Raw genomic sequence first — 20210 nt, forward strand, 5'->3', positions numbered from 1 at the left:
CGGCGTGCGGCTATGATGGTGCCTCTCACCCCAATTCCGCCAGCAACTCCCTCAGCTCCGCCGCGCTCCCCGGCCTCCCACCGGGCTCCTTGTCGAGCAACCGCATCACCAGCCCCGACAACGGCAACGGCACACTGGCATCGCGCTCCGCCGGCGACACCGGCACTGTATGCAGCACCTTCGCAATCAGCGCGATCGGTGACGCGCCCTCGAACGGCAGCGCGCCGGTCAGGCACTCATATAGAACGACACCAACAGCGTACAGATCGCTCCGCGCGTCCACTTCCTCGGCGAGTAGTTGCTCCGGCGCCATGTACGCCGGCGTTCCGATCACCATGCCAGCCTGGGTCAGCGTGCTGGTGTGTTGCGCCAGGCGCGCGATTCCGAAATCCATCACCTTGAGCACGCCGTCCGGGTCCAGCAGCATGTTCTGCGGCTTGATGTCGCGATGGATCACGCCCTGGTCGTGCGCAACCTCCAGCGATGCCGCGAGCTGCTGCGCGATGCCGAGTGTCGAAGGCACGCTCAGATGCCCGCGCATGTCGATCAGCTCGCGCACGGTGATTCCCTCGACGTACTCCATCGTTACGTAGTACGCGCCGTCGTGCTCGCCAAGATCGTGCGTGCGCACCACGTTGCGATGCGAGATGCGCCGCGCAAGCCTGATCTCTGTCTTGAATCGTTCCACGACGGTCGGATCGTCGCTCATCGCATTGCTGCGCAACGTCTTGATCGCAACGTCCTCGGCGAGCTCGCGATCGCGCGCCTTGTATACCATCCCCATTCCGCCGCGGCCCACCACGCGCGTGATCTGATACCGGTTCGCGAACAGCTCGCCAGGAATCAGCGCGCCGTCGTCCGGCTCCTGTGTGTCGCCGGTGGCAGCGGCCGATCGCTTGGCCTCGTCCATCTCACGACGAAGATTCGTCACGTGATCCTGCAACCGCTGTTCGCGCGCCTTCACTCCAACGGCCATCGAGTCGAACACGCGAGCAAGCCGCCCAAGCGCATCACCGCGCTCCGCGACCTGCGCCAGCGACCCCGCGGCGTATATCCCACGCTCGACCGCGGTCGCGGCCTCGGCGACTCGCTCCACCTGGCGCAGATAGTCCACTTCCAGATTGCGCAGTCGCTTCTTCTCTATGGATGCACCGACGCGCGCGCGCAGAATCACCTGATCGAATGGCTTGGGAAGAAAGTCGTCCGCACCCGCTTCAATGCACCCGGCGATCGTGGACAGATCATCCGCGGCGGATATCATCACGACCGGAATGTCACGCGTCGCTGGATCCTGCTTGATGCGTCGCAGCACTTCCCGGCCATCCATTCCCGGCATCCGAACGTCGAGCAGCACGACGTCGCACGAGGCTCGCTGCACGATCTCCAGCGCCTTCGCACCGTCTCCCGCGGATACGACGGTATATCCCTGACGCTCCAGATGCCGCTCGAGCACTGCACGGTTGTTCGGCTCGTCATCAACAATCAGGATCGTGCCGCGTCCCTCCGACGAAATATTTTCTGCCGCGGCAATGTCACGCTCAGGCGTTGCAGCTGGCTCGATCGACGCACTACGCTTCGCTGCAACCAGCTGCTCGGTCGCATTGCGGATCTTCCGCACGTCCGCCGAAAATTCCTCGTCGACGGTAGCATGATCCTGCGGGGTGAGCAGTGCGGCCATCGATTCCATGATCCGCGCGTGCGGCGCGCGCAACCTGTCGTACAACGCATCCACATCCCGCTGCGTCACGTCGCGACCACCAGGCGAGAGCGACGCGTTGATCATCTCCAGCGCATCCCGCACCGCGCGCAACGATTCCTCCAGCCGCGCGCGCCGTGCTGCATGATCGGGACCTTCCGCATCCTCGAGCAGCAGCTCACAGTAGCCGACTATGTGGTTCACCGGCGTGCGCATATCGTGACGCAGTGTCGCCACCTCATCCGCGGACAATGTGCGCGTTTGCGCCTGCTCACCCACCTCGGTCACGATCCGCCAAGCAGTGTGTTCATCTTGAGCAGCAGCCGGTCGATCTCTACGGGCTTCGTATCATAGTCGCTGCATCCGGCATCCATCGCCTTGTCCCGATCGCCGGACATCGCATGCGCGGTGAGCGCAATTATCGGAATGGTCTGCGTCTCCGGAGCGGCACGCAGCTGTCGTGTCGCTTCCCAGCCGTCGATCACGGGGAGGCTCATGTCCATCAGGACGATGTCGTACGCGCCACTCCGCGCCATCTCCACGCCCTGCGCCCCGTCGAGTGCCATGTCGACCTCGAAACCCTTCTTCCGAAGCCTGCGCGACAACATGTCACGATTCATCTCGTTGTCCTCCACCAACAGCACCCTGGACATCAGTGGGTCTCCCCGATCTGCGTGTCTCGTCTGATGCGATTGCCAAGCTTGGAGGCAATCTCCGAGAGCAGCTCGTCGCGCGAGTAATTTCCCTTCTGCAACACTGTCGTCACCTGCCCGTTGAGCTTGCTGCGTTCTGCGGCTGTCAACTCCTTTGCTGTCACCACGATCACGGGAACGGTACTCGCGCGGGGCAATGACCGGATCTCGGACAGAAACTCGAAGCCGTCCATCTCCGGCATCATGAGATCGAGCAGGATTATCGCGGGCTCCTCGACATCCATCTGCGTCAGCGCCTCGCGTCCATTCCTGGCTACTTTCACCCGCCACCCCTCGGCTCCGAGCGTGCGTCGCAACAGCTCGCTCGCAGATGGATCGTCCTCCACCACGAGTACCGATCCGCCCTCTTCAAGCGGCCGGTACTTCGCGAGCACCCGGCGCAACTGCTCGCGGTCGATCGGCTTGGTCAGATACTCCGAAGCGCCGAGTGCGAAGCCGGCTCGCTTGTCGTCCACGATCGTCAGCATGATGACCGGTACGTCGCACAGATCCGGATCCGCCTTGAGCGCGGCCAGCACCGACCAGCCATCCATCCCGGGCATCATCACGTCGAGCGTGATGGCATCCGGCCGTGTTTCCCGGGCCGCGCGCAGCCCTGCCTCTCCAGTCGCTGCCTCGTCGACGGTCAATCCTTCACGCAGCAGGAACCTGCGCATCAACGAGCGCACCGATGCCTCGTCATCGATCACAAGTACTCTGCCGGCACTCTGCGTGACGTCGCTGGCTGCGACCGGCGTCTCCGCCGGCGTGTTCTCGCCCACGCTGGCAGGCAGACGAACTGTGAACGTCGATCCGCGCCCGTGCTCGCTCTCCACGGTGATAGTGCCGCCCATCATCTCGCAGAAGCGTCGCGATATCGCGAGGCCGAGTCCGGTGCCGCCAAACCGACGCGTGGTCGACGCTTCTGCCTGCGAGAACGCCTCGAACAGTTTTGCCTGTTGTGCATCCGTCATTCCGATCCCGGTGTCGGAAACGCGGAACGTGTACTCGTCCCGGCCACCTTCAGCGGCACGCGCACGCGTTACATCGAGACGCACGGTTCCGTGATCGGTGAACTTCGACGCGTTGGACAGAAGATTGAGAAGCGTCTGCCGCACCTTGATCATGTCCGCTCGCATCGCACCGAGTCCGGGCGCACAGTTCACCTCGAGGTGATTTCCATTCTGCGCTATGAGTGGCTCGACGGTCGTCACGACGTCGTCAACTGTTGCGCGCACATCGAACGTCTCGAGGTACAACTCCATCTTGCCTGCCTCGATCTTCGACAGATCGAGCACGTCGTTGATCAGCGCGAGCAGATGCTTGCCGGATGATCTGATCTTGCCCAGATCGGCGATGTATGCGGTGTCGCCATTCTCCTCCGCGTCTTCCTTCAGCATCTCGCTGTAGCCGATGATGGCGTTGAGCGGAGTGCGCAGCTCGTGACTCATGTTCGCCAGGAACCGGCTCTTGGCCTGATTCGCAGACTCTGCTTCGCGCTTGGCACTCAACAGATCGGTCACGTCGTGATACAGCGCCATTATGCCGACGTTCTTTCCCTCGACTGCGACAGGCACGCCTGCGAGCTCCACGTCGAGCATCGAGCCATCCTTGCGGCGACGCTTGCCGATCCCTCTCGCCGTACGATGCGTTGCCTGACTCGTGTACGCCTTAGCCTCGGCTTGCGTCTCCTCCGTGTTGATCAGATCATCCAGATCGCGGCCGACGCCTTCCTCCTGCGTGTATCCGAACAATTTCTCGAAGGCGGGATTGAACGACGTGATGCGTCCGTTGGTCTCGAGCGTCACGATTGCAACGGGACTGTTGACGACCACCGTCTCGAAATACTCCTTCTGCCGTTGTGCTTCGGTGTACAGTCGCGCATTCTCGATCGCGATTGCGGCTTGTGGCGCGAACAGATTCAACAATCGCAGATCGTCGGCACCGAACTGTCGTGCCGGATCCGAGTGCACGCTCGCAATCGCTCCAACGAGCCGCTTGCCGATCAGCAACGGTGCAGCCATAACTGCGCGCACGGTACTGCGCACGTCGGAATAGCTTCGTGAACGACCCGACCATTCGTCGTATTCCGGAATGATCAACGGTTCGTGCGTCACCGCGACCGTACCCATCGCGCCTTCACCGAGTCCAAGACGGACGCCGGTGGAATCCTTGCCGATGTGATGGCTCGCGACGATCACGAGCTCGCGCGTCTGCTCGTCGTAGATCGCGAGCTCGCCACCCGTGACGCCGAGCAGCGTGACGGCGCGCTCGAGCACAGCCTGCAGCAGCTTGGAGAGTTCGCGCTCGGACGACAGGTCGGCCATCGTATCAAGCAGTGCCTTCTGTTCATCCGCGCGTCTGCGCTCCGAGACCAGCAGCCTCGCGCGTCCGATTGCGAGACTTGCGAAGTCGGCCACCGCGCTGAGCACCTTGAAGTCGGACGGCGTGAATGCGTTCGGCTCCGCACTTTCCACCACCAGCACACCGATCACCTGGCCATCGATGTGCAGCGGAACGTCCACCTCCGACCCGCTGTTGAGGCTGGGCAGGTAGCTGCGCTCGCCCGCGACGGCGGCGGTGTAATGGAGCTTCGCGTCCTTCATCGCTCGATCGCTCAGCCCCTCGCCGGGATGTACCCGCCAGGCTTTGGGGGCGTCCGGCCAGCCAATGCTCGCACGGAGCACGCGGTCGCCCGTTTCATCCAGAAGAAAGGCGCCGAGGAAGTCGTAGCCCAGCGCTTCGTCATGCAGGCCGTCGACCAGGCGCTGGCAGACCTGCGCTTCGTCGGTAGCCGCTACAAGATCGACGGCCAGCCGCAGCAGCGCGGCCTGTCGATGTGCAAGAGTCCCACGTCGCGGCGTCCTGCGAGCCGCGGATTTAGAAGACACCTGGCGCATGGCGCTCTGTCCTCTTGCTTGTGAAACCGCTGGGTCCGACCGGTCAAGTATGCGGGCAGGGCGTGGCCAACGCTACGGGGAAAAACGAATTGCCTTCGGCCGCTAGTGCGGGATGGCTCCGGCGCCTGCCGCCGGCCCCCATAATGCCGTAACGTTACTTGCCGGGGATGCCCAGCGCACGCATGGCCAATCAGCGATCGGGCAACTACGATGACAGCGATCATGCTCCACAACCTGCGCCTCGCACGGCGCCACGCCGGCGCCATTCTCACATGGATGACCCTGGCGCTCGCCGGCCTCCCCGCCGGCGCTCAGTCCTCCAGCGTCGGTTCGTTCGCCGAAGCGGCCGCGCGCGCCGCGGCTACTGCCGGTGCAGGCTTCGCCCGTCGCTCGTCGCTCCAGCAGATGTACAGCGGCACCGCCGTTCGTCCTTTCTGGACCGCCACCGGTCGTCCCACGCGCCAGGCCATGGCGGTAATTGGCATCCTTGGCGATGTCGCCACACGCGGCCTCGACGCGCGGAATTACGCTTCTACCGAGCTTGCCACCATGGCCGGTACGCTCGATGGCCGCAGCGACTCGACCCAACTGGCCCGGTTCGATGTTGCGCTATCACGCTCGGTGATCCAGCTGCTCGGCGATCTGCACGAAGGGCGCACGGATCCTCGCAAGCTCGGCTTTCACCTTCCCCCCTCGCACAGCAATCTGGATCTCGCGGCAATGGCGGTCGACGTGAGTGCCGCACCGGATCCGAACGTCGTGATAACGTCCGCCGAGCCAGTGTACACCGGCTACAGGGCGCTTGAGGCCATGCTCGCACGATACCGTACACTCGCCGCTGATCCGGGCCTTACAGCTCCTCCGCCCGCCAGTGGCACGCTCCACGTCGGCGACAGCTATGCGGGGGCGGAATCACTTCGTCGTCTGCTCGTCGCACTTGGAGACCTGTCGCCGAGTGCGGCGGCATCGGATGCGGCGCAAGGTGCGCAGCAGTACACCACGACTCTGTCGACGGCAGTGGCTGCATTCCAGCGCCGTCACGGGCTGCTGGATGACGGCGTCGCAGGCCCCGCGACGATGCGGGCGCTGCGAGTTCCTCTCGCACACCGGGTGCAACAGATCGAACTGACGCTGGAGCGATGGCGATGGCTTCCCGATAGCGTGCCTCCCCGCTACGCAGTCGTCAACATTCCAGGTTTTCGGCTCTACCTATTTGAAAACGACCGGTACGCGTCGAAGCCGGAGATTCGCATGAATGTCATAGTGGGTCGTGCGGGTCGCACCAGGGCGACGCCGATCTTCACCGGCACCATGAGCGAGGTCGTGCTTCGGCCCTACTGGGATGTGCCGATCAGCATATCGCGCAATGAGATCATTCCAGCGGCGCGGAGCCGGTCGGGCTACTTCGCCGACCAAAACCTCGAGATCGTCAGCGGTGGCGACGTGGGGGCTGCGATCTATCCACTGAGCTCGGCGAATCTGTCCCGCGTTGCGTCGGGATCGCTGCGAATCAGGCAGCGACCGGGGCCGAACAATTCATTGGGGCTCATCAAATTTCTCTTCCCCAACGAGTTCAACGTGTACCTGCACGATACGCCAGCGCAGTCATTGTTCTCACAGTCGCAGCGCGATTTCAGTCACGGCTGCATCCGCGTCCAGGATCCACTCTCTCTCGCCGAGTTCGTACTTCGCAATCAGGACGGATGGAACCGCAGCTCCATAGATAGCGCGATGCACGGAACGAAAACGATGCGCATATCTGTGTCGCGTCCAGTAGCGGTCTACATTCTCTACCAGACTGCGGTCGTTGCCCCGGAGGGTATCGTGTATTTCTACGATGATCTCTACGGACACGATGCGAGGCTGGCGCAAACGCTGGCACGGAGTCGTCCACGGGTACAGTGACGCGCCGGTTCTGTTACATGTTCTGTGCGGCCCAACACTACCTACGCGGCTCGCATCGGCCGGATTTTCGACAACGCCTTCACCGTCTTGCCAGCCCGGGCTACGTGATAGATATCACACCGAAGCTGCGCGTTGAGCCAGCTCTGCGCACTCACGCCAAAAAACTTCTCGAGGCGTAGTGCGGTATCAACGGTCATATTTCTCTTGCCGTGGATGAGTTCATTGAGCCGCGCGTAAGTCACGCCAATCGATTTCGCGAGCTGTACCTGCGAAATCCCGAGCGGCTTTAGATAGTCGCCGAGCAGAATCTCTCCGGGATGCTGAGGCTCTCGCTCTTTTGGTACGCGAATCATGAATCAATTCCTCTGTGGTGTACCATCCAATGCATCGATACATGCGTCGGGGATGAAATGACGACGCTTACGTCAGTAGTGATAGTCCACGATCTGGACATCGCTTGCTCCATCATCCGTCCATACAAAGCAGATGCGATATCGGTCGTTGATCCGAATGCTGTGCTGTCCAGCGCGATCGCCCTTGAGTAATTCCAGACGATTGCCGGGTGGAATACGCAGGTCCTCCAATCGCACCGCGTCGTCGATTCGGTCGAGCTTGTCTCCGGCAGTGCGAGCTAACTCTTCGGGGCACGTCTTCCGAGCTGCCTTGGTAGAAAATCCATTGAAAACGTCTTCCGTACCGCGATTATGAAATGAGCGGATCACACATGGGTTCTCTGGTCCTACCTGTTTGCCTGTATTATATATCGATATACGATATATTGCAAGTGACATAAGTACCCCTGTTTTTGGCTGCTCGCCACGGACAGGGAACATCAGTCAGTATACGGACAATGGTCGTTCCCCATAGTACCGTATCCGTACCGGCGACATCCAATACCACACGCCGCTACGGGGTCTCACTGAACGGCTCCGCCATGCATTCGCTCGACCTATTAGACTTCCACCATGGCCATCATCTCGCGTGGCTTCCGCAGCCGGCGGCCTCCCGTGGATCCCTCCCGCGTTCCGCCGGGCCAGTATGTGACGAACGATTTTCCGGTTCTGTCAGCCGGCCCTACGCCGCACACTCCACTCGACAAGTGGACGTTCACGATCCGCGGCCTCGTCGACACACCGAAATCGTGGACGTGGGACGAGTTCGCCCGACTCCCGCACGAGGAGGTGAAGGTCGACATCCACTGTGTCACCAAGTGGACCAAGCTGGACACCATGTGGTCCGGCGTCGCGATCGATACGCTGCTGCACGGAATCGACATCGGTAAATCGAAGTACGTCACGGCATTCTGTGACGGTGGCTACACCACGAACGTTCCGCTTGCGGATCTCGTCAACGGACAGGCGTGGATTGCAGTCGGCTACGACGGAGCGCCGCTGCATCCGGAACACGGCGGACCCGCGCGTTTGCTCGTGCCGCATCTCTACTTCTGGAAGAGCGCCAAGTGGGTGCGTGGACTCGAGCTGCGCGATCACGACGTTCCCGGATTCTGGGAAGTGAACGGCTACCACGACTACGGAGATCCATGGAAGGAGCAGCGCTACCAGGGCGACTGATCTGGCGCTCGGCGCGCGTCGTCGAGATAATCGAGGAGACGCCGCGCGTGCGCACGCTTCTGCTGGACTGCCCGGACTGGCCCGGTCATCTCGCAGGCCAGCACGTGGACGTGCGGCTCACTGCAGACGACGGCTACCAGGCGGAGCGCAGTTATTCCATCGCGTCAGCGCCTGCCGATGAAGTACTCGCGCTTACCGTGGAGCGCATCGACGACGGCGAGGTGTCACCGTACCTCGTAGGCGAGCTGCGCGTCGGGGATGAGATGGAGCTGCGCGGACCGATCGGCGGCTATTTCGTATGGAGCAAGATGCGTGGTGGTCCGCTGCTCCTGCTGGCCGGTGGGTCCGGCATCGTGCCACTGCGCTGCATCATGCGCCAGCGTGCTGCGGTGATGAGCGACGCTCCGATCAGGTTGTTGTACTCCGTGCGCTCGCAACACGAGATCATATATCGTAAAGAACTGGATCAGTTCGCTCGTAACGGAGTCGAAGTGATCTACACGCTCACCCGCGAGTGGCCCCCCGAGTGGACAGGATACCATCGCCGCGTCGACGGCGATATGCTGCGCGAGATCGCGTGGCCCGCCAGCGAGCGTCCGCTGGCGTACGTCTGCGGACCGACCGCGTTCGTCGAGCGTGGAGCGAGCGAACTGGTGTCATTGGAGTACGAGCCGGACAGAATCAAGACCGAGCGATTCGGTCCGACCAACGACAGCACGATCGTCGACCGATCGGCGCGCCAGAACAAATCACCAATCACATGAGTCGCTGACGCAACGAGTGCAGCCCGCGGATTCCCGAAGGCTGCACTCGTTTCGCTTCACGGAGCCGCATCAATGTCCGCGCGGCCACCCGTGATTCTGCTGGTTCGATTGGTCGGTGCCGGGGAGCGTCTTGCCCGTGCGGCTCGACTGACTTGATTGAGTCGACGTCGTTGGAAGTGTCTTTCCCGACTGCGCATGACCGCTCTGGTATCCACCGTTCGGTGTCACACGATCGGGATAACGTTGCCGAGTCGGATAGCTGGTGGAGCGCTGCGGAGCGGGTAGCGCCTTTCCACCCTGCACACCGCGGTCACCATACACTGGCTGCCGATACACGGGTTGATACACCGGCTGCTGGACGATCACCGTCTGCGGATACGTGTTGTATCGACCGTAATTGCCGTACTGTCCATCCTGACCGTAGCTGCCGTACCGGCCGTAGTTGCCATCCGGCTGCCAGAATGCTGCTACGTCATACGCTCCAGCGCCGCCCTGCGCGTCGCGAATGCGGACCACGGTCGTGTATCCGTTCTGCGCCGTGGGCTGCTCGATGACGTCGGCCCTGCCGCGCCCCTCGCGCATCTGCACAGTCACGTAGCCGTCGACCGGTGGAACCGCACTCATCGCTCGCGTGTTGTCGTAACCGGTCATCTCGCGCGGCCCCATCGCCATCACGGAAGCGCGGCCACCCTGCATCTGAACGCGGATCTCCTGATCCACATTGCCGCGCCACTCGAACAGCTCGCGCTGAGTCGAGCGCTGCGCGTTCGCGGGGGCGGATATTGTCAGCGCCGCGAGTGGGATTGCGGCAACGCTTGCTACTCTGAGAACAGAACCAACGAATCCTGCCTTCATGACAACCTCCTGTTGTCTTGCACGCTCTTGTTCAGAGTCGTGCTCCTGCATTCACACGATTGGACGTGGAGAACAGCGCTTGCGTTAAGGTATTTTCGGTCATTTCGAGAGTGAAAATCGGCTCCTTCCTGTCATGAAGATGACATTTAGTTCAGACAGGATCACTTGTGTCACGCCGGCACCGTCCGTGCGTTTGCGCTGGTCGCGCGACTTTGGCATGCAAGGCGCATATGACGCGCACGAGGCGCCTTCACATTCGACCGCGTGCCGCGTCCAACCAACAGACACAACTCGAGAGGATGACTTCCATGCGCTTTCGCACATTCAGTTTCGCCGCAGCGGTTGCGATGCTCGCGGCTTCCGTGGCCTGCACCGACAACACGTCACCGTCCAACAGGTCGGCCGGCGGGACATATGACCTCCAAACGGTGAACGGGACGTCGCTGCCGTATTCGTACAACACGAGCTCGGGTACGCTCACGATCGAGAGCGACATCTACACGCTCAACAACGACGGTACGTACAACGAAGCGATCAGTGAGACGGTCTCCAACGGTTTCAGCAATACACCGACCAGCGATGCAGAGGCCGGAACGTGGTATCAGAGCGGGAACGCTGTCGTGTTCTCGCCAAACTACAGCACGCAGGGCAACTACACGCAATACACCGGAGCGCTCTCAGCCGGCGGAACATTCAGCCACAGCTCGATAACGTTCTCGTACAATGGAGTGGTGTGGGTGTACAACCACACATGATGACGCGCAGCTCGTTACGCCTGGATCAGCGGGATGCCATAGATCGCCAATGTTCGTGGGCCGGCACGCGCTCGGCGCTGCTATCTGTCGCCGAGCGCGGCCAGCCGTCGATCCAGAAAGCGCTGCTCCTGCAACTGAGTCGCAAGGCTTCTCGCGGTCTTGTAAGATATGATTGCTTCGTCTCTCCGACCCGCACGCAATAACAGCGCGCCCCGCGCCGAATGCGCGAGATAGTATCCCGCAAGCTCTCCGTGCTGCATCAGACTATCGATCAGCTCCAGTCCACGCGTCTCGCCATCCCGCATCGCGATCGCCACCGCGCGGTTCAGCTCGACCACCGGCGATTCGTGAATCCGCAGGAGCACGTCATACAGTCCTACGATCTCGCCCCAATCAGTCTCCGCCGCCGTTCTCGCTTCTGCGTGCACCGCTGCGATCGCCGCCTGCAACGCATAGGGCCCGACCCTTTGCGATGCGAGAGCGCGCGTGGTGAGCGTGATCCCTTCGCGGATCTTCGCCTGGTCCCAGAGTGTGCGGTCCTGATCGTCCAGCAGAATCGGCTCACCGTCACCAGCGATGCGTGCGACCCGTCGCGAGTCGTGCAACAACATGAGCGCGAGCAACCCATCCACCTCCGAATCTTCATGAAGCTCGGCGAGCATCCGCGCAAGGCGAATCGACTCGGCGCACATGTCTGCGCGCGTCAGCTCGTCGCCGAACGTCGCTGAATAGCCTTCGTTGAAGATCAGATAGATGACCGCGAGCACGGCGTCGATTCGCTCCGGCAACTCGGCCTGCCCCGGGATCTCATACGGAATTCGCGCGTCCCTGATCTTGTTCTTCGCGCGCACTACGCGTTGCGCAAGCGTCGGAGCCGGTACGAGAAAGGCGCGCGCGATCTCTTCCGTCGTGAGCCCGCCCACGGTTCTGAGCGTGAGCGCAACCTGTGCCTCGATTGCGAGCGCCGGGTGACAGCACGCGAAGATGAGTCGCAGTCTGTCGTCGGGAATCTCATCGTCATCGCCACCGTGAACGCTGATCGGGACGTGCGATTCCAACTCCGCCGCTATCTCTGCGTGCCTGGCGTCGAACCTCGCACGACGCCTGATGTGATCTATCGCGCGAAAGCGTCCGGCGCTTACCAGCCAGGCGCGAGGATTCGCCGGCACGCCGTCGACTGGCCATCGCTCCAGCGCCGCGGCAAAAGCGTCGTGCAACGCTTCTTCCGCAACGTCGAAGTCGCCTAGCAACCGGACGAGTGTTGCCAGGACGCGGCGCGAGTCGGACCGGTAAGTGCTCTCCACAATCTCTCGCGCACGCGTCGAAGCATCCGTCATTGCATTCGAGCCGCTGTCAGCTGTTGAATACCATGATGGGCCGTACTTCTACCGAGCCAAGTTTGGCGCCTGGAATTCTGCCTGCGACCTGCAGTGCGTCGTTCAGATCCTTGGCCTCGATCAGATAATATCCGCCGAGCTGCTCCTTCGTTTCTGCGAACGGACCGTCGGATGTGATCGTCTTCCCGTTGCGAACGCGGATCGTCGTGGCCGACGACGTTGGCTGGAGCGCGTTACCGCCGATGAAATGCCCGCTGGCCTTGATGTCCTCACCGAACGCGTTGTACTCTCCCATCACCTTGCCCATCTCGTCCGGCGACATTTTCTGCCAGAGCGATTCCTCGTCGTAGATCAAGCAGAGGTACTTCATAATCGGCCTCACTGAAAGGGTGATTTCCTGCATCTTCGTCCGATAGTCGAGCGACCCGGCACAAAATCGACAGTTGGCAAAAAGAAACAGCTGTTACGCCCATCTCGCCCCGGTGAACGGCAGATAGATTTCACAAAACCTGCTTCCTTGCACCCATTTCGCCGAGAGAACGATGAGAGTAATCATCCGTACAGCTGCCGCCGTCGCATTGCTATTCACCGCCGCGGCTGTCTCAGGCGCACAGAAGACCACGCAGCTTGGCACGGGTGGCGGCGGCAGCCCGCACGTCAAGACGGACTGGACGATCGGCACTGCACACATCTCGATCTCGTATGGCCGCCCTGCGTTGAAAGGCCGTGCCGAGGCGACGTTGATGCCAACTGGCAGGCCATGGCGTACTGGCGCGGATGAAGCGACGGTGCTCACCACGGACAGGAGACTCACCTTTGGATCTGTCGCCCTCGCCCCCGGAAGCTACACCATCAATACAGTGCCGGGCGCAGCGTCGTGGCAGCTGGTACTGGGCAAGCTGGGCAGCCCCAAGCAGTGGGGAATACCGTATAAGAAGGAGCTGGAGATCGGCCGCGCCCCGATGGTACTTGGCAAGACCGCGGCGCCGGTCGAGCAGCTGACCATTTCCATCGATGCCGAAAGATCCGGAAGTGGCGGACTTCTCCGCATCGAGTGGGGGAGCACGAGCGCGGCGACAATGTTCACGATCGGATCGTAAACCGGATCGGTGCGCGCGCCGCAGCGTTACGCCATCATGGCGCGGCTGCGGTCGCGCCCTTGATCCTTTTCGCAAGATTATCGCCGATTCCCATTGCAATGAGGCCCACGAGAAGGTGCAGAACCTGGATCACCCAGTGCGCCGATCCCTGCATCAGCGCTCGCTGAGTCATGCCGAGCGCGAGGACCACGATTCCCCAGATGAAGCCAAGCGCAATGAGGCCACCGGATTGATGTGCAGCTATGGCGACGCCGGCGAGAACCCAGAGCGCGATCACGAACAGCACGCCGATCAGCATGTGTGCGTTCACCAGCTGCAGCGCATGGCCGGTCCAGAAGAACAGGCCCAGTATGATCAGTATCAAACCGAACAGACGCACGACAATCTGCGCCACTGCGGTAGTCGTCCTCATCAATTGATTCTCCTCTTGGTCGATGCGGAACTGCAAACTCTCGGGGAACGATGGGGCAGATACTTTGGGTACGTCAAGTATCTGGCCGGGTCAATTATCGCGAATCTTCTGGAAGTGACCCGGAATGTGGTGTCGATGCGTCATCGAGCGTATAACTACATATGACCAAATAGACACGCACATGCCGATCCATTCCGAGTTCTTTTTCTTTACCTCGGCGTTCGTACTGGGAGTCGTAGCCGGAATGCGCAGCATGATGGCACCGGCGGTACTGGCGCTGACGCTGTGGCGTCGTCCGGAATACGTCCCCGCCAGTGCGCCGGCGCAGTGGCTTGCGCTCTTTCCCGTCGCCGCAGTGCTTGGCATCGCGGCGCTGGGCGAGCTTGTAGCCGACAAGCTGCCGATGACACCAAACCGTACCGCGCTCGGGCCATTTGTAGTCAGGCTCGTGACCGGCTCGATCACAGGGGCTGCGCTGGTGCAGGTGGGGGGAATCAATCCCTGGGCCGGAGCGGCATGCGGCGCAGTCGGCGCGATTGCCGGGACGTTCGGAATGTTTCACCTACGCAAGTTTGCCGGGCGCGTTACCGGAATCAGCGATCCGTACATTGGTGCGATCGAGGATGTGGTTGCGATCGCGATTGCGGCGACGGTCGTTGCGCGGCTCGTGGGGTGATGGCGCGCGGGTAAATCCGCGGTTCATCCAATTCTGATCTCACGTGAAGGGGCCAGGCGCGGATTTATCCGCCAATTCCGATCTCACCTGAAAGGGCCCGGCGCGGATTTATCCGCCAATTCCGATCTCACCTGAAGGGGCCAGGCGCGGATTTATCCGCGCCCTACTACTACGGCCTCGGCGAAACGCGCGGCGCCAGATGTAGTGTGCGAGAAGAACAGCGACGGCTCCAGCATCTCCAGTTCGAGCAGTACGAAGCCAGCATCGGTTTCTATTCCATCCACGCGCGCGTACAGCCACGGCGATGGCGCGACATCGAGCACGCGCTGCGCGGCCCGTATGACTTCACCGTCCGGCTGGTCGGTGATCGACCGGCCGCCAAATCCGGTCTGAACACGAAAATCTCCTTCGGTTGGCATCTTCCGCACCGCGTGACTGAAGTCGCCATCGATGAACATCAGCGACCACTCGCCTCGTGTCTGGATCTCGGGCATGAACGGCTGCACCATTACATCACCAGCATCGAGTGACTCGGCGAATTGCACGCCGACGTCGAGCACCGTGGCGTGCGACACGCGCCATGTGCGGGTGGCGGCCGCGGAGATCACCGGCTTGACCACAGCATCCATCCATCCACGCTCCGCGAGCAGGCCGCCGAGGTCGGGCTTGGTGCCCTTCTCCAGCCATTCGGTGGGAACGATGGACACGCCCGCCCGCTCCAGATCACGGAGATACGTCTTTTCCATGTTCCAGCGCAGCACCGCTGGCGGATTCCACATCGGAGCGCCCGCGGCCTCGAGCGCATCGATCCATGCCCGAAATTCCGCGGCGTGGTGATGGTAATCCCACGTCGAACGAATGATTATCGCGTCAAAAGCGGCCCAATCGACCGATGGGTCGTTCCAGATCGCAGCGGCGACCCGAGCACGACGTCTTTCCAGCTGGGCGACCGCGAGCTGGTCATCCGGAGTCAGGTCCGGGTGAGCGGTTGAAGTAACGAATGCAATGTTCACCAGACAATGATTTCATGATGCCGCTCCAGGAACAAGTGCCAGCGACAAGAGCCAGGAACAAGTCTCGGGGCAAGTGCGAAGTGCGCGCCGATTGTCCATATTTTACGCGGACGAATTCACCGTAGCTCTCGTTGCCGTTTCAGTGCCCGAATATCGGCGAAAACTGGCAAAATCATCGCTGGATCTGAGGCAGGAATGAAAAGAATCGCTCTTGTAGTCGCTGTGGCATTGGGATCGGTCGCCCCGCAACTCACCAACGCTCAGACCGCCCAGGACGTCGCACGCTGGCAGAAGGAGGCGCAGAGCGTCACGATCACCAGGGACGACTGGGGGATCGCGCACGTCCGCGGGAAGACCGACGCGGATGCTGTCTTTGGGATGATCTACGCGCAGGCGGAGGACGATTTCAATCGCGTCGAGACCAATTACCTGAACTCGATGGGACGTCTCGCCGAAGCGGAAGGCGAGCCGGCGATCTATCAGGATCTTCGCATGAAGCTTTTCATCGACCCTGATTCGATGAAGACGCTGTATGCGTCGAGCCCCGAGTGGCTCAAGAAGCTGATGAACTCCTGGGCTGACGGCCTCAACTATTACATGTACAAGCACCCCGACGTGAAGCCGCGCGCGATCAAGCACTACGAGCCGTGGATGGCGCTGTCGTTCAGCGAAGGGAGCATCGGCGGTGACATCGAGCGCGTGAACCTCAAGCAGTTGCAGGCATTCTACGGTGGCGGTCCGGTAACCGCCGAGCCGGCGTCGGGTGTTCTCCCGCCGCCCGAGCCGGGCGGATCGAATGGAATGGCGGTTGCTCCGTCGAATACAAGAGATCACCATGCGCTGTTGTTGATCAACCCTCACACGTCGTTCTTCTTCCGATCTGAATTGCAGATGACGAGCGATGAGGGACTCAACGCGTACGGTGCCGTGACGTGGGGCCAGTTCTTCGTGTACCAGGGCTTCAACACGCGCGTCGGCTGGATGCACACATCGAGTGCCGTGAATGCGGTATCGGAGTTTCTCGAGACCGTCGAGAAGAAGGGCGATCGCTTCTACTACAAGTATGGGAACGAAGAGCGGCCGATGGTGACCAGGACGATCACCGTGCCATACATGACCGCAAGCGGAATGGCCAGCAAGACGTTCACCGCCTATTACACGCTCCATGGTCCCGTCATAAGAAAGAGCGACGGAAGATGGGTGACGATCGAGCTGATGCAGCGCCCGCAGATCGCGCTCATCCAGTCGTACATGCGCACCAAGGCGATGAACTACAAGGAGTACGAGAAGACGATGGAGTTGCACGGCAACTCGTCCAACAACACCATCTACGCAGACGCCGACGGCAACATCGCGTACTGGCATGCGAACTACATTCCACGTCGCGACACGTCGTTCGACTGGACTCATCCGGTTGACGGCAGCAATTCCAGGACCGCCTGGGGTCCCGTGTTGTCCGTTGCGGAAACGCCGCATCTGCTGAATCCAAAGAACGGCTGGTTGTACAACAGCAACAACTGGCCGTGGTCGGCAGCCGGCGCGTACAGCCCCAAGCAGAAGGACTTCCCGAGCTACGTCGATGTCGGAGTCGAGTCTGCACGCGGCCTGCATGCGATCCGCGTTCTTTCCGACAAGAAGGATTTCACGATCGAGTCGTTGCGTGCAGCCGCGTATGACAGCTATCTGCCAGCGTTCGCGATCATGGTTCCACCACTGGTCAAGGCGTGGGACGATGCTCCTTCTTCCAATCCGCTCAAGGCGAAGCTCGCCGAGCAGATCGCCGTCCTGCGCAAGTGGGATTACCGTTGGGGCGTCAATTCAATTCCAACGTCGCTGGCGGTATTCTGGGGCACGGAGCTTGGCCATACGAACCGCCACGCAACCGCGGGAATGTCGCCGGAGAAGTACGCGGCCAATGAGGCGACTCCGCAACAGCAGCTGGAAGCTCTCGCTGCCGCGTCCGACAAACTCACAGCGGATTTCGGAACGTGGAAGACGCCGTGGGGCGACATCAATCGCTACCAGCGCAACAACGGTGACATCGAGCAGAAGTTCGATGACTCCAAGCCAAGCATCCCGGTCGGCTTCACGTCGTCGCTGTGGGGCTCGCTGGCTTCGTTCGGCGCCCGCCCATATCCGGGAACCAAAAAGTGGTACGGCACCAGCGGCAACAGCTTTGTCTCGGTAGTCGAGTTTGGCGACAGCGTGCGCGCGGTGGCGATCACGGCTGGTGGCGAGAGCGGCCATCCGAGCTCTCCGCACTTCAACGACGAAGCGGAACGGTATGCGACCGGTAATCTGAGACCGGTCTACTACTATCCATCGCAACTGAAGGGACATACGGAGCGGGTGTATCATCCGGGGAACTAGCGGAGCCCGTTTCACTTGGTGAAACATGCGCCGGTCGCTACCATGTGGATGGATGGCGCGACCGACGCATGACACGTAAGATTCCCGTATGGCCACGTCGTATCGATCGATAGTCTCGCTGCTTCTCGCACTCGGCGCCGCGCCAGTGCTCCCCGCCCAATCCCGGCCCGCTCCGACTGTAACGTCGGACGGAATATTGCAGAGCAAGCGTCCCATTCCGGGCTCCGTTTACGAATCGCCCGCGTTTACGCGCGCCGTTCTGAAGGGAACGCGCACGCGCACCGGCGTGCCGGGCCCGAACAGCTGGGTTCAGCACGCGCGCTACAAGATCGATGCGAAGCTGGATCCCGCGACCAATACTGTCAGCGGGTCCGAGCACGTCGTCTATCTCAACAACTCACCGGATACGCTCCCGTATCTGATGGTGCATCTGTACCAGAACGTGTTCCGCCCCGAGAGCCAGCGCAGGGACGCAGCTCCGATTACCGACGGGATCAAGCTCGCGCGCGTCGCAGTGGAGGGAACGCAGCTTGCGCAGCAGAGCCAGAGTCAGGGCAGACGCGCCCGCGGATCTGCGAATGCAGCCGGCTACAGCGTGGATGGTACCGTCATGCGGATCGCGCTCGCCAGGCCGCTCATGCCGCACGACAGCGTGTCGCTCGATTTTGCGTGGTCCTACAATCCCGCGATGACTCCGTCCGATGGAAGGGAAGGGCGCGACGATCATCTCTATTTCATGGGATACTGGTATCCGCAGATCGCAGTGTACGACGACGTCGATGGCTGGGTCGCGGATCAGTACGTGCTGCAGGCGGAGTTCTACATGGAGCCCGCGGACTACGACGTCACGGTCACCGCACCGCGCGGTTGGGTCGTCGGTGCTACGGGATCGCTCCAGAACGCGGACGCGATCCTCAGCTCCACTGCGCGCGCGAAGCTCGCCGAGGCTCGGCGCAGCGGCAAGGTCGTGACGATCAGTACGCCGAGTGATGGTGCTGCAGCGTTCGCGAGCAGAGCACCGATGGTGACGTGGCACTTCACCGCGCCGGATTTACGTGATTTCGCATGGGGCGCCAGCGATCGCTATGTGTGGGACGCCACTCGCGCACTCGTGGCCGACTCCGGCCAGAAGGCCGATACCGTCGACATCTTCAGCTTCTATCGCATAAGTCCGGCTGCTGCGGCGTGGGCGGTTGGTGGCGCGCGGTACACTCGCGATGCCATCGAACAGCTTTCCGCGTATCTGTGGAAATACCCGTGGCCGACGATGACGTCGATGGAAGGCGTCCTGACCGGCGGCGGCATGGAGTATCCGCGCATGACGTTGATGCAGCCATGGGCCGATACGTTGTCACTCGCTGGCGACCTCATGCACGAGACCGGACACATGTGGTTCCCCATGATGGTCGGATCCAACGAGACGCGCTATACCTGGATGGACGAAGGATTCACGCAGTTCGACGAGGCGCAGGGATTGCGCGTGCTGTACGGAGAGCCGCGCAAGGGCGGTCGCATCGCGGACACCGAGCAGGGTCAACGCCTGCTGTACACACGCACGGCTGCTGCGGGTGACGACCAGATATTGATGACGCGCGGCGATCTGTTTCCGCCGGCGACGTACAACATCATGTTCTACGACAAGACGGCGCAGGTTCTCGCCGCCTTGCGCGGCATGTTGGGTGAGCCGACGTTCCACCACGCATTCCGCGAATACGGCAAGCACTGGGTCGGCAGGCATCCGTATCCGAACGACTTCTTCAATGCGATGGATGCTGGCGCCAAGCAGGATCTCAGCTGGTTCTGGAACACGTGGTTCTACAATGCATGGCCTCTGGATCAGGCAATTACGAGCGTGACTCCCGACGCAAACGGCGTCGCGATAACGATCGAGGATCACGGCCTTGCACCGATGCCGGTGAAGCTGGCCGTCACACGCGCCGACAGGACTGTGCAACGTATCGACATCCCGGTGGATGTCTGGCTCAATGGCGCACGGAGTTACGTTGCGCACGTTGCGGCGACACCAGGAGTAGTACGCGTCGAGATCGATCCGGACGGATTGTTTCCGGATATCAACCGCAAGAACCAGGTGTGGATTAAATAATCCCCGCTGTACGACGACGATCCCGGCGCGTTTCGCGTCGGTGTCGCGCACGTGATCGCC

The 20210-nt window shown here is 61.5% G+C and carries 18 protein-coding genes; 8 read left to right on the forward strand and 10 right to left on the reverse strand.

Going from position 1 to position 20210, the window contains the following annotated elements; genetic code table 11:
• Positions 1-25 precede the first annotated feature (25 nt).
• Genes V4529_12110 through V4529_12120 form a run of 3 tightly spaced genes read right to left on the reverse strand, consistent with a single transcriptional unit; the run spans position 26 to position 5288 of the window.
• A complete protein-coding gene (locus V4529_12110; protein MES2359066.1) occupies positions 26-1984 on the reverse strand; it encodes a protein kinase in 1959 nt (652 codons plus the stop codon).
• Positions 1981-2349 (reverse strand): response regulator, encoded by a 369-nt coding sequence (locus V4529_12115; GenBank protein MES2359067.1) that lies wholly within the window; start codon positions 2347-2349, stop codon positions 1981-1983. Before V4529_12115 ends, V4529_12110 begins: the two co-directional genes overlap by 4 nt.
• The gene (locus tag V4529_12120; protein ID MES2359068.1) at positions 2349-5288 is read right to left on the reverse strand and encodes a response regulator; all 2940 of its coding nucleotides are present in this window, start codon (positions 5286-5288) and stop codon (positions 2349-2351) included. The genes V4529_12115 and V4529_12120 overlap by 1 nt, the downstream gene beginning before the upstream one ends.
• 210 nt (positions 5289-5498) lie before the next feature.
• On the opposite strand from V4529_12120, the gene V4529_12125 reads away from it, so the two are divergent.
• Positions 5499-7193, forward strand: coding sequence for a L,D-transpeptidase family protein (locus V4529_12125; GenBank protein ID MES2359069.1), 1695 nt, complete (start codon positions 5499-5501; stop codon positions 7191-7193).
• 41 nt (positions 7194-7234) lie between these two features.
• Here the strand turns inward: V4529_12125 and V4529_12130 are convergent, their stop codons facing one another.
• Together V4529_12130 and V4529_12135 are read right to left on the reverse strand one after the other, a co-directional pair.
• Positions 7235-7546: a HigA family addiction module antitoxin gene (locus V4529_12130; protein ID MES2359070.1), complete on the reverse strand. Its 312-nt coding sequence runs from the start codon at positions 7544-7546 to the stop codon at positions 7235-7237.
• 72 nt (positions 7547-7618) lie between these two features.
• A complete protein-coding gene (locus V4529_12135; GenBank protein ID MES2359071.1) occupies positions 7619-7915 on the reverse strand; it encodes a type II toxin-antitoxin system RelE/ParE family toxin in 297 nt (98 codons plus the stop codon).
• A gap of 243 nt (positions 7916-8158) precedes the next feature.
• Here V4529_12135 and V4529_12140 point away from each other — a divergent pair, with 243 nt between their 5' ends.
• Both V4529_12140 and V4529_12145 read left to right on the forward strand, forming a co-directional pair.
• A complete protein-coding gene (locus tag V4529_12140; GenBank protein MES2359072.1) occupies positions 8159-8764 on the forward strand; it encodes a sulfite oxidase-like oxidoreductase in 606 nt (201 codons plus the stop codon).
• The gene (locus V4529_12145; GenBank protein ID MES2359073.1) at positions 8734-9528 is read left to right on the forward strand and encodes a ferredoxin reductase; all 795 of its coding nucleotides are present in this window, start codon (positions 8734-8736) and stop codon (positions 9526-9528) included. The genes V4529_12140 and V4529_12145 overlap by 31 nt, the downstream gene beginning before the upstream one ends.
• Before the next feature lie 69 nt (positions 9529-9597).
• Here V4529_12145 and V4529_12150 read toward each other — a convergent pair whose 3' ends face one another.
• A complete protein-coding gene (locus V4529_12150) occupies positions 9598-10383 on the reverse strand; it encodes a hypothetical protein (GenBank protein ID MES2359074.1) in 786 nt (261 codons plus the stop codon).
• Between the two features lie 308 nt (positions 10384-10691).
• On the opposite strand from V4529_12150, the gene V4529_12155 reads away from it, so the two are divergent.
• Positions 10692-11138: a hypothetical protein gene (locus V4529_12155; protein ID MES2359075.1), complete on the forward strand. Its 447-nt coding sequence runs from the start codon at positions 10692-10694 to the stop codon at positions 11136-11138.
• A gap of 80 nt (positions 11139-11218) precedes the next feature.
• Here V4529_12155 and V4529_12160 read toward each other — a convergent pair whose 3' ends face one another.
• Together V4529_12160 and V4529_12165 are read right to left on the reverse strand one after the other, a co-directional pair.
• Entirely contained in the window at positions 11219-12475 is a 1257-nt protein-coding gene (locus V4529_12160; GenBank protein MES2359076.1) for an RNA polymerase sigma factor, read from the reverse strand.
• A 16-nt stretch (positions 12476-12491) separates the two neighbouring features.
• Positions 12492-12845, reverse strand: coding sequence for a YciI family protein (locus tag V4529_12165; protein MES2359077.1), 354 nt, complete (start codon positions 12843-12845; stop codon positions 12492-12494).
• Positions 12846-13017: 172 nt separating this feature from the next.
• On the opposite strand from V4529_12165, the gene V4529_12170 reads away from it, so the two are divergent.
• Positions 13018-13575 (forward strand): DUF2911 domain-containing protein, encoded by a 558-nt coding sequence (locus V4529_12170; protein MES2359078.1) that lies wholly within the window; start codon positions 13018-13020, stop codon positions 13573-13575.
• Positions 13576-13609: 34 nt separating this feature from the next.
• Here V4529_12170 and V4529_12175 read toward each other — a convergent pair whose 3' ends face one another.
• Positions 13610-13987 (reverse strand): hypothetical protein, encoded by a 378-nt coding sequence (locus V4529_12175; protein ID MES2359079.1) that lies wholly within the window; start codon positions 13985-13987, stop codon positions 13610-13612.
• A 181-nt stretch (positions 13988-14168) separates the two neighbouring features.
• Between V4529_12175 and V4529_12180 the strand changes: the two genes are divergently transcribed.
• Positions 14169-14663, forward strand: a complete 495-nt coding sequence (locus tag V4529_12180) for a DUF4126 family protein (protein ID MES2359080.1) — start codon at positions 14169-14171, stop codon at positions 14661-14663.
• A gap of 152 nt (positions 14664-14815) precedes the next feature.
• On the opposite strand, the gene V4529_12185 is transcribed toward V4529_12180, so the two are convergent.
• The gene (locus V4529_12185; GenBank protein MES2359081.1) at positions 14816-15676 is read right to left on the reverse strand and encodes a hypothetical protein; all 861 of its coding nucleotides are present in this window, start codon (positions 15674-15676) and stop codon (positions 14816-14818) included.
• Between the two features lie 195 nt (positions 15677-15871).
• Here V4529_12185 and V4529_12190 point away from each other — a divergent pair, with 195 nt between their 5' ends.
• Positions 15872-18046, forward strand: a complete 2175-nt coding sequence (locus V4529_12190; protein ID MES2359082.1) for a penicillin acylase family protein — start codon at positions 15872-15874, stop codon at positions 18044-18046.
• 88 nt (positions 18047-18134) lie between these two features.
• Positions 18135-20150, forward strand: coding sequence for a M1 family metallopeptidase (locus V4529_12195; protein MES2359083.1), 2016 nt, complete (start codon positions 18135-18137; stop codon positions 20148-20150).
• Positions 20151-20210 lie beyond the last annotated feature (60 nt).

It is taken from the genome of Gemmatimonadota bacterium, assembly GCA_040388625.1.
Lineage (GTDB): Bacteria > Gemmatimonadota > Gemmatimonadetes > Gemmatimonadales > Gemmatimonadaceae > Fen-1247.